The sequence below is a fragment of the Nonomuraea terrae genome (assembly GCF_044465245.1).
Classification (GTDB): Bacteria; Actinomycetota; Actinomycetes; order Streptosporangiales; family Streptosporangiaceae; genus Nonomuraea; species Nonomuraea terrae.
On the sequence record NZ_JBITLL010000011.1, the window covers coordinates 127,610 to 135,589 of the forward strand.

Below are 7,980 nucleotides of genomic sequence, written 5' to 3' on the forward strand. Positions count from 1 at the left end.
CTCCTCGCAGGGGCCGGTATCGGGTGTTCCACGGGGGCGTCCCGTTTCCGTTCGTGGGGTGGTTTCGGCGGCTGCGGCGTGCGACATTTCATGATATGGGCAGGGACGTGCCGGCGGTCGCGTTCAGCAGGGACGATCGGCGGAAATATCGCGAAAAGGTGCATCGATGCCTCGATGTCCTGGCCCAGATGTTGCGCGAGTCCCGCTTCGCGTTCGACCACCCGCTGGCCGGCCTGGAGATCGAGCTCAACATCGTGGACGCGATCGGCGATCCTGCCATGCGCAACGCGCAGGTGCTGGCCGCGATCGCCCGCCCGGACTGGGCGACGGAGCTGGGACAGTTCAACGTCGAGATCAACATCGAGCCGCAGGACCTGCGCGGCGACGGCGCCGTACGGCTGGAGGACGACGTCAGGGCCCGGCTCAACCACGCCGAGGAGCGCGCCAGGTCGCAGGGCGCCCACCTGGTCATGATCGGCATCCTGCCGACGCTGTGCGAGCAGGACCTGGGCGCGGGCACGCTCTCGGCGAACCCGCGCTACCGCCTGCTCAACGAGCAGATCTTCGCCGCCCGCGGCGAGGACCTGCACCTGTGCATCGAGGGCGTCGAACGCCTCGACACCCACGCCGACAGCGTCGCCCCCGAGGCCGCGTGCACGAGCGTACAGCTGCACCTGCAGGTCGGCCCGGAGGAGTTCGCCGCCCACTGGAACGCGGCCCAGGCCGTCGCGGGGCCCCAGGTCGCGGTCGCCGCCAATTCGCCGTACCTGTTCGGCAGGGAGCTGCAGCGCGAGACCAGGATCGCGCTGTTCGAGCAGGCCACGGACACGCGGCCGGCCGAGCTGAAGGCGCAGGGCGTACGGCCGCGGGTCTGGTTCGGGGAGCGCTGGATCACCAGCGTCTTCGACCTGTTCGAGGAGAACGCCCGCTACTACCCCGCCCTGCTGCCGCTCTGCGCGGACGAGGACCCGCGCGCCGAGCTCGACCAGGGCCGCGTCCCGTGCCTGCACGAGCTGACCCTGCACAACGGCACGATCTACCGGTGGAACCGGCCGGTGTACGCGGTGGTGGACGGCGTCCCGCACCTCCGCGTCGAGAACCGGGTGCTGCCGGCCGGGCCCTCCGTGGCCGACGTCGCGGCCAACGCCGCCTTCTACTACGGCCTGATGCGCGTGCTGCCGTACGACGAGCGGCCGGTCTGGAGCCGGATGTCGTTCCGTTCGGCGCAGGACAATCTCACCGCGGCGGCCCGCGACGGGCTGGACGCGCGACTGTACTGGCCGGGGCTGGGCGAGGTGCCGGCGTCCGAGCTGATCCTGCGCCGGCTGCTGCCCCTGGCGTACGAGGGGCTGCACAGGTGGGGCGTGAACCGTTCCGCGGCCGAGCGGCTGCTGTCGATCATCGAGGGCCGCTGCCTGACCGGCCGCACGGGCGCGACCTGGCAGGTGGAACGCGTACACGCGCGCGGCGGCGACCGCCACACGGCCCTGCGCGGCATGACCCTGGAGTACGTCGAACGCATGCACACCAACGAACCCGTCCACACCTGGGACGTCCTGTGATCCGTGCCCTGATCGCCGCCGCCCTCGTCCTGGCGCTCGCCGGCTGCGGCGTCGTCCCCCGTCCCTCCATGGACACCGCGGGCGCCGACACGTTCGAGGACGACGTGCGCACGGCGCGCACGCTGGGCGAGGAGTTCTGGAACCAGCAGTTCAGGCAGCTCGGCCGGACGTACCGGCCGATCGAGGCCTTCGTCCCGTACGCCGGCGGATCAGGCCCTGACTGCGGCGACCAGCCGGCCGTGCCGAACAACGCCTTCTACTGCCCGATCGGGCACTTCATCGCCTACGACGAGCGGTGGATGGAGGCTCTGTGGAACGAGATGGGCGACGGCTCGGTCTACGTCGTCATCCCGCACGAGCTCGGCCACGCGGTGCAGGCCCAGCTCCGTACCGGCTTCGCGCTGAACGTCCAGCTCGAGCTCCAGGCCGACTGCTACGCGGGCGGCACGCTGTCGGCCCTCGTCGGCTCGGGCGTGCTGGGGACCGAGGAGGGCGACGCGGACGAGCTGCTCCTCAGCCTGGCGGCGGCCGGCGACCCGACGGACGACTGGCTCGACCCGAACGCCCACGGGACGGCCGAGCAGCGGCAGCTGGCGTTCGCGAAGGGGTACCGGGGCGGAGTGGGAGCCTGCTGAGGATCGACCGTGGGTGTAGAGGCGGGTCAACCCAGAGGATGATGTGAGCGATCATGGTCTCGCTCTACCGTGGACCCATGCATGTGGAGGAGATCCGCTGGCTGCGCCGGGGGGCGTGCAGGTCCAGCGACCCCGAGCTCTTCTTCCCGCTGGCCCCCACCCCCGCGCAGGAGGCCCGGGCCAAGGCGGTCTGCGCCGGCTGCCAGGTGCTGCGGGAGTGCCGCGACTACGCCCTGCGCGCCGGCGAGGCGGAGGGCATCTGGGGCGGCCTCACCCCGGAGGAACGCCGCCGCAGTCGCTTCCCGGAGGGCTGGCGCCGTCCCGCCGCCTCCTGAAGGCGCGAGTCGCGACGTAGCCTGCAAGGGTGCTGCTGCGCTCGATCGCCGTCCTCACCGCCGCCAACATCATGAACAACAAGATCGCCCCCCGTCTCGGGCCGTTGACCTCCACGGTCGCGACGGCCGCCCTGGTGGCGATGGCGCGCAGGTCGGGGCTGTCGTGGCAGGAGATCGGTTTCGAGCGCGGGCGCCGGGGCGCCGTCGTGGGCGCCGCGCTGGCGGCGGTCGTGGCCGCCGGCTACACCGCCGGCATCGCCTGGCCCCGCACCAGGCCGCTCTTCCACGACGAGCGGGCCCTGTCGCTCACCCGCGCCCGCGTGCTGGAGGAGGCCCTGCTCCAGGTCCCGCTCGGCACGGTCCTGCTGGAGGAGGCCGGCTTCAGGGGAGCCCTGTACGCCATGCTGCGCCGGCGGCACGGCACGGCGGCCGCCACGGCCGTCTCCTCGTCCCTCTTCGGGCTCTGGCACATCCTGCCCGCCATCGACATGGCCCGGGCCAACCCCGCCCTCGGGGCGCTGGCGGCCGGCGAGACCCCCGGCCGTCTCGACACCGCGCGGGTGGTGGCGGGCAGCGTCGTGTCGACGGCCGCGGCCGGGGTGCTGTTCTGCGAGCTGCGCCGCCGCAACGGCCTGCTCGCCCCCGCGCTGCTGCACCTGGCCACCAACTCCCTGGGCTACCTCTTCGCCCGTCTCGCGGCGCGGTGCGCGACCCCCGAGGCCGCGCACCGCGCTCCTTGATCAGCAGTACAGGTTGCCGCCCGGGGAGACCCCGAGGATCTGCGTGAACCACTGGTAGGAGCCGACCCGGCTCTGCACCTGGGCGGGGTTCTTGCCGTCGCACTCCACGGTGCCGTTGACGCTGCGGATCGTCTGGCCGAAGCCCGCGCCGTTCACCATGGCGGCGTGCGGGGTCATCCAGCCCGCGCCCTGCTGCGTGTTCCAGAACCACAGGCCGGTCTTCCAGGCCACGGCCGCGTCGTTCTGCACCAGCCAGGGGTTGTGCAGCAGGTCGATGCCGAGCGCGTCACCCGCCGCCTTGTAGTTGTAGTTCCAGCTCAGCTGGATGGGGCCACGGCCGTAGTAGGCCGACTGGCCCGCCGGGCAGCCGAACGACTGGCCCCAGTCGCAGTAGTGCGAGTAGTTGGCGGTGTTCAGCTCGACCACGTACTTCAGGCCGCCGGTCTCGTGGTTGACGTTCGCGAGGAACGCCGCCGCCTCCTGCTTCTTCACCGTGTCGCTGCCCGTACGGGCGAAGCCCGGGTAGGCGCTCAGCGCGGCCACCAGACCGTTGTAGGTGTAGAAGGAGTTCCGGTTCGGGAACATCTGGTTGAACTGCGCCTCGCTGACCACGAAGCCGCTCCCCGAACCACCCCCCGAGCCGCTCCCGGTGGGCGCGCTCCACTTCTGGTTCGCGGTGCCGGCGCACTCCCAGAGCTGCAGGCGGGTGCCGTTCGCCGGGTTGTTGTCCGTCACGTCCAGGCACTTGTTCGCCGCGGGGTTGACGATGTCGTGGGCGGCGGTCACGACCCACTTCTGGTTCGAGCCACCGGCACAGTCCCAGAGCTGCATCTTGGAGCCGTTGGCCGTGCCCCGGTCGACGACGTCGAGGCACTTGCCGAGGGCCCGGAGGGTTCCGTCTCCGGCGACGGTCCAGCGCTGCGCGTCGGTGCCGTTGCAGTCGTACAGGACCACGGGGGTGCCGTTGGCGCTGTTGGCTCCGGCGACGTCCACACATTTGCCCGCGAACCCGGTGATGCTTCCGACCGGGTCGGCGGCCGAGGCGGGCGACACGGCGAGCGAGGAGAAAATCGCCCCCAGCGCCAGCACGACGGCGGCCCAGAGAGCGGGCCGGCCGGTGAGATGCCTTCTCAGCATGAGATCTTCGTTGTCCCTTCAGATAGGCGGGATCCAGCGTTGGATCCGGCCAGCCGCTGAAGGTAAACCGAAATCTCACATAAAAGTATGTATTTTTACTATTTGCTGCTTGTTGCGCTTTATGTCGTCTTTGTGAGGCTCAGGCCGTGGAGACCACCTGGAAGCCCTCGGCGTAGCGGCCCTCGCCGAAGCCGGCCTCCTCCGCCCAGGCGGCGAAGCGGCTCTTGACGAACTCCGCGAAGCCCTCGACGTGGGCGACCTGGCTGACGTGCGCCTGCAGGGCCGCGAGCTTGCGGTCGACGGCGTCGGTGATGTCCACGTAGTGATCGGGCGTGGAGCCGCCGGTCAGCCACACCTCGCGTACGGTCCACGCCTCCAGCCCCTCCCGCTGGAGCAGCTCAGGGAACGCGTACGGGTTGCGCGCGTCCGGGTAGACCGCGTCGAGGGTCGCGCCCCCCACGGCGCGGTGGTCGGGATGGCTGGGGGCGATGAACCGGTAGTTGCGCTCCGGGTGCTGGGCGATGACCAGATCGGGCCTGACCTGGCGGATCACCCGGGCGATGTCGCGCCTGAGCTCCAGCGAGGGCTCCACCCGCCCGTCGGGGTAGCCGAGGAACCGCACGTCGGTGACGCCGACCGCCTTGGCCGCCGCCAGCTGCTCGGCCCTGCGCAGCTCCGCCATGCCGGCGTTGTCCAGGGTCCGCTCGTTGCCGCCCGCGTCGCCGTCCGTGACCACCAGGTACGTGACCTCCACGCCCCTGTCGACGAACAGCGCCACGCTCCCCGCCGATCCGAAATCGGCGTCGTCGGGATGGGCGGTGACGACGAGCACCCGGTCGATCTCGCTGTCCGGCAGCATGGCTCCCCTTTCTGGAACTTCCTTCTGGGGAGACAACCTGCGACCGCCCTAAGGCATTCCGGGCACGCTTTGTCGGTGGGGCGTCTTAACCTAGGTAGGTGCCGACCCAAGTCTCTGTTGACCACCCCTTGCTCGACGGCCTCAACCCTCAGCAGCGTGAGGCCGTGCTCCATCACGGCAGTCCGCTGCTGATCGTGGCGGGGGCCGGGTCGGGGAAGACGCGGGTGCTCACCCACCGCATCGCCTACCTGCTGGCCGAGCGCGACGTGCATCCGGGCGAGATCCTGGCGATCACGTTCACCAACAAGGCCGCCAAGGAGATGAAGGAGCGCATCGACAAGCTGGTCGGCCCGCGTTCCAAGGCGATGTGGGTGATGACGTTCCACAGCGCCTGCATGCGCATCCTGCGGCGGGAGGCCAAGCGGCTGGGGTTCCCGTCCAGCTTCTCGATCTACGACCAGGCCGACTCCCAGCGGCTCATGGCGATGGTCTGCCGCGAGATGGAGCTCGACCCGAAGCGCTACCCGCCGCGTTCGTTCTCGGCGCAGGTCAGCAACTTCAAGAACGAGCTGATCGACTACGAGACGGCGCTCGACAAGGCCGGCTCCCACCTGGAGAAGACGCTCGCGCAGGCGTACAAGGCCTATCAGCTCAAGCTGACCGAGGCCGGCGCGATGGACTTCGACGACATCATCATGAACACGGTGACGTTGTTCCAGCTCTTCCCCGAGGTGGCCGAGCACTACCGCATGCGCTTCCGGCACGTCCTGGTCGACGAGTACCAAGACACCAACCACGCCCAGTACGTGCTGATCCGCGAGCTGGTCGGGCATCCCGAGGTGCGCACGGCCGACGGCGACGTCGTGCGGGAGGGCGCCGACCAGTCCGAGCTGTGCGTGGTGGGCGACGCCGACCAGTCGATCTACGCCTTCCGGGGCGCGACGATCCGCAACATCCTGGAGTTCGAGCGCGACTATCCCGACGCCCGCACGATCCTGCTGGAGCAGAACTACCGCTCGACCCAGAACATCCTGGCCGCCGCCAACGCGGTGATCTCGCGCAACGAGTCGCGCAAACCGAAGAACCTCTGGTCCGACCAGGGCGACGGCCCCAAGATCATCGGCTACGTCGCCGACAACGAGCACGACGAGGCCATGTTCGTGGCGCAGGAGGTCGACCGGCTCAGCGACGAGGAGGACGTCCGGCCGGGCGACGTGGCGGTCTTCTACCGCACCAACGCGGCCTCCCGCGTGTTCGAGGAGATCTTCATCCGCACCGGGCTGCCGTACAAGGTGGTCGGTGGCGTGCGCTTCTACGAGCGCAAAGAGGTCAAGGACCTGCTGGCCTACCTGCGCGTGCTCGCCAACCCGTCCGACGTGGTGTCGCTGCGGCGCATACTCAACGTGCCCAAGCGCGGCATCGGCGAGCGGGCCGAGGCCATGGTGGAGGCGTTGTCGTCCCGCGAGCGCATCACGTACTGGGAGGCCTTGCGGCGCGCCGACGAGGCGTACGGCGTGGCCACGCGCTCGCTCAACGCCATCCGCGAATTCGTCGCGATGATCGAGGAGCTGATCGCCAAGGCCGAGGGCGTGCCGCCGTCGACCCTGGCCGAGGAGATCCTGGTGGCCACCGGCTACCGCGCCGAGCTGGAGGCGTCGGAGGACCCGCAGGACGAGTCGCGCCTGGAAAACCTCAACGAGCTGATCTCGGTCGCCTCCGAGTTCGAGGAGGCCAACCCGGAGGGCACGCTGGTGGAGTTCCTGGAGCAGGTGTCGCTGGTGGCCGACGCCGACCAGATCCCCGACTCCGACGGCGGGCAGGGGGTCGTCACCCTGATGACCCTCCACACGGCCAAGGGGCTGGAGTTCCCCGTCGTGTTCCTGACCGCCATGGAGGACGGCGTCTTCCCGCACGTCCGCTCGCTCGGCGAGCCCAAGGAGTTGGAGGAGGAGCGCCGGCTCGCCTACGTCGGCATCACGCGGGCGCGGCAGCGGCTCTACCTCACGCGGGCGGCCGTGCGCAGCTCGTGGGGGGCGCCGTCGTTCAACCCGGCCTCGCGGTTCGTCAACGAGGTGCCGGCGCCGCTGGTCGAGTGGCGTACGGATCCGGAGAAGTCGGCGTGGAGCGCGGCCACCCGCCGCGAGCCGGCCGCGCGGCCGGCGCCCGCCAAGAGCGGCGGCCGCACGGTGCCCTCGCTGGCGCCCGGCGACCGAGTCTCGCACGACGCGTTCGGGCTCGGCACGGTGGTGTCGGTCGACGGGGTCGCGGAGAAGACCAAGGTCAAGATCGACTTCGGCTCCGGCGGCGAGAAGACCCTCCTCCTGGCCTACGCCCCCCTCGAAAAGCTCTGAGATGGCGTTCTGTGGGCGTCTGGCGTTGGGCAGCGGTGTCCATGCGTGACGGTTGGGGCAGCGTGAAGAGCCCCGGTCCGGGTTCGACGAGGACGCCTCGGGCGACCATGCGTTCGACCTTGGCGCGCAGGCTCTCGGTGTGCTTGGGCTCCATCCCGGTGTTCAGCACCCGGCAGATGTCCTCGACCCGCAGCCCATCCGGCGCCTGCTCCACGATCGCCAGAAACTGCCGGTAGCCGGGCAAGAGCGTCGATGCGGCAAGGGGCAGCTTCGGCCAAGTCGCCGGTCCTCTCCAGGATCGTCTCGCGGGTGACGCTCAGCCGAGACACGATCTGCTCGGCAGCGCTGAGCCGCTCCGACA

At 70.2% G+C, this 7,980-nt stretch carries 7 protein-coding genes; 5 read left to right on the plus strand and 2 right to left on the minus strand.

All coding sequences use genetic code 11. The features are described from left to right. Window positions 1-95 precede the first annotated feature (95 nt). From ACIBP6_RS46755 to ACIBP6_RS46770, 4 genes are all read left to right on the plus strand, one after another. The gene (locus tag ACIBP6_RS46755; protein ID WP_397061694.1) at window positions 96-1,562 is read left to right on the plus strand and encodes a glutamate--cysteine ligase; all 1,467 of its coding nucleotides are present in this window, start codon (window positions 96-98) and stop codon (window positions 1,560-1,562) included. Further along, a complete protein-coding gene (locus ACIBP6_RS46760) occupies window positions 1,559-2,197 on the plus strand; it encodes a neutral zinc metallopeptidase (protein WP_397061696.1) in 639 nt (212 codons plus the stop codon). The genes ACIBP6_RS46755 and ACIBP6_RS46760 overlap by 4 nt, the downstream gene beginning before the upstream one ends. 77 nt (window positions 2,198-2,274) lie before the next feature. Next, window positions 2,275-2,532, plus strand: coding sequence for a WhiB family transcriptional regulator (locus ACIBP6_RS46765; protein ID WP_132616474.1), 258 nt, complete (start codon window positions 2,275-2,277; stop codon window positions 2,530-2,532). A gap of 29 nt (window positions 2,533-2,561) precedes the next feature. Beyond that, window positions 2,562-3,272, plus strand: coding sequence for a CPBP family intramembrane glutamic endopeptidase (locus tag ACIBP6_RS46770; RefSeq protein ID WP_397061698.1), 711 nt, complete (start codon window positions 2,562-2,564; stop codon window positions 3,270-3,272). On the opposite strand, the gene ACIBP6_RS46775 is transcribed toward ACIBP6_RS46770, so the two are convergent. After that, window positions 3,273-4,409: a glycoside hydrolase family 19 protein gene (locus ACIBP6_RS46775; RefSeq protein WP_397061700.1), complete on the minus strand. Its 1,137-nt coding sequence runs from the start codon at window positions 4,407-4,409 to the stop codon at window positions 3,273-3,275. Window positions 4,410-4,548: 139 nt separating this feature from the next. Next, window positions 4,549-5,268, minus strand: a complete 720-nt coding sequence (locus ACIBP6_RS46780) for a PIG-L deacetylase family protein (protein WP_397061701.1) — start codon at window positions 5,266-5,268, stop codon at window positions 4,549-4,551. 98 nt (window positions 5,269-5,366) lie between these two features. Here ACIBP6_RS46780 and pcrA point away from each other — a divergent pair, with 98 nt between their 5' ends. Then, window positions 5,367-7,619 (plus strand): DNA helicase PcrA, encoded by a 2,253-nt coding sequence (pcrA, locus tag ACIBP6_RS46785; protein ID WP_397061702.1) that lies wholly within the window; start codon window positions 5,367-5,369, stop codon window positions 7,617-7,619. The last annotated feature ends 361 nt before the right edge of the window (window positions 7,620-7,980 follow it).